Origin of the sequence: Sulfurimonas sp., from assembly GCF_026988655.1 — a bacterium.
Classification (GTDB): Bacteria; Campylobacterota; Campylobacteria; order Campylobacterales; family Sulfurimonadaceae; genus Sulfurimonas.
Map to the genome: position 1 here is coordinate 1 of NZ_JALSKT010000030.1, position 2,431 is coordinate 2,431.

2 protein-coding genes are annotated in these 2,431 nt (G+C 32.2%); both read right to left on the reverse strand.

Annotation, left to right across the window (positions count from 1 at the left end; translation table 11 throughout):
* Window positions 1–74: 74 nt before the first annotated feature.
* The gene (locus tag MV052_RS02975) at window positions 75–806 is read right to left on the reverse strand and encodes a hypothetical protein (RefSeq protein WP_297440834.1); all 732 of its coding nucleotides are present in this window, start codon (window positions 804–806) and stop codon (window positions 75–77) included.
* Window positions 803–2,227: a hypothetical protein gene (locus tag MV052_RS02980; protein ID WP_297440836.1), complete on the reverse strand. Its 1,425-nt coding sequence runs from the start codon at window positions 2,225–2,227 to the stop codon at window positions 803–805. The genes MV052_RS02975 and MV052_RS02980 overlap by 4 nt, the downstream gene beginning before the upstream one ends.
* Window positions 2,228–2,431 lie beyond the last annotated feature (204 nt).

Below are 2,431 nucleotides of genomic sequence, written 5' to 3' on the forward strand. Positions count from 1 at the left end.
AATTATTTTAGCCGCTGCCTCTGGATTGTTCTTGCAAAAATCTATAGCTTCTTGTTCTGTCATAATATGTATGTTTAAGCAATTTTTGTGCCTATTTTTTTGTTTGGTGCTGAATGGTTACAATAAATTAAAAAAAGTGCGCTAACCATAGTGGCAACAATGGATATCTGAATACCAAAGAACAAGCGTTTAAAATTCATGCCCTCAGAGTAAAGATAATTAATCAGTGTCAAAGAGTAAATAATCAAAAAGACCAAAGAGAGTAAGGAAGCTGAATTGATTTGTATAATTCCTAAACGCAGTACCAAAGTCAACAAAAGCGTATAAAGAGCCATCTCAAGCAAGATGTCTATCCATAAACGCAGTGGTATCAATAAGAGTAGCAATATTAAAAGAATCGGCACTATAGTAAATGTATAGTCCATAATCTCATCATAAAAATCTTCAAAAACCATATTTCCAACTAAAGCTGTACCACTTCGTTGAAAATTTTTAGTTTTTTCTAAAACCAGACTCATTTTATCCGCATCAAATAAAAGAATATAGGTATCATCTACAAGTGAAACTGCAAAATATTCTTGTAATAGACCCTCTTTTTTTAGTTTATCTATTTTTTGCCTATCTTTCGTATGGCAAAAAAGGTACTGTTTTTTCTTATCAAGTAAAACATTATCCATCTGCACATTTGTAATAGTTTTTGGTAAAAAATCATGCCACTCTATTTTTTCTACCTTAATACCAGAAATAAAAAACCCATCAAGTAAAATAAGTAAAACAATAAGAAGCATTTTTTTTGTAGAACTCAAAACCTTCCCCGTAACAAAATACTCACTGTATTTGTTTTTGTATTATTTTTTGACACGATACCTTGTAAAGAGAGATCTGTCTGCTTATAACTCATCGTCAAACTAGGAGCCATAGAATACTCATCAAACCTATCTGCCTGCGTTGCGATAAAGCTATTTTCAAAATACCAACTAAAACGCCACAACATCTGCTTTGAAAAGCGGCTTCTCCACATCGCTATGTAAGCATTTTTTTGGTATTTTTCAAGATAAATATATTGCATTTCTAGAACATTATACACTGATGAAAAGAGATAATCAACTGCCCCACCTACTGTAGCTAAGCCACTGTAAGCATTAAAGAGAGGAACCTTATCTCTATATCCCAACTCAGCACGTAATCCAAAAGATTTTAGTGTTGTTTCTCCATAAAGACCAAACTGCTGATAACGAAATGCTTCAACGGATTTTATAAGATCATAATCCCCAGAAGCTATATAGTCTGCAAGTGCTACACTTGGATTCTCCTCATTTTCATACGCCAAAGCAGCATCAAGTAAATTTTGATCTATTTTTATCATAGGAATTTCAGAATATCTGTTAAAGTATAAAAGACCGACTTTTTTATTGTCATCACTATATTCACTCACAAAACCATAAGAGAGCTTATCCCAGTAAATTTGTTCTAAAGCGCCTTTATCTTGAATCTCACTCTTCACATAGGGAACAAAAGCATCTTGATAAAGAGGATAAAACAACTCCTCTCCCAAAGGCTCTTGCGCAAAATACTCTTTATAATACTCCGGTATAAATTGATTGAGCAGATAATCTATATAAGGACCTGTATAGTTTTGATGTTTAGCATCATAAGGCTGTATAAACGCAGTAAGCTTGAGAGAATCATTCACAAAATAATCAAGGCTACTCATCCACAAAGGTATCTTCTTAATCTCAAGCTGTGAATCATAAAAAAATTCTTCTCTTGATGGATTTAAAGTATCTAGCACACTAAAATAATCCATCACACCTATTTTTTGTACCATTTTCCCCATTTTAAAAGTATAATCATCTCCAAAATATTCTCCATACAGATGGTTTATCAGTAAGACTTCATTCTCCTCTTTACTTTGAAAACCAATACCACCATAAATAGAAAAATCATCTCCTTGATAATTAGACTCAGCTAAAGCAAAATAGTAAGGCGAGTGTTTATAAAAATCTCTATTGCTAAGATATCTACCTATCAAGGTCAAATCTATATGCCCTTGAACTTCAGGCTCTTTTTGTATCTCTTTTAGATCTGCTTGTATATCTTCTTTCTCAACAGGCTTCGCTACATTTTTAAGCTGCTTTACAGGCTGTTTTTTAAACACTTTTTTTTCTGTTTTTATCACTATTTTTCTTGGTTTTACAACTTTAGGCGACTCACTTTTTTGTTTCAAAACTTGGGCAAATCTATACTTATATGTTGATACAATTTGTAATGGATGTTTATCCCAAATTATGCAATAAAGAAAGTTTAAACCCAAATTATGCAATAAAGAAAGTTTAAACCAATAAAAAGTACTATAGAGCCGAGATAAAAGAGAGCTGATAAGGAGTCACCAAATGGGTGAACTAAAAATTCAATATTCAGATAAAAAAGT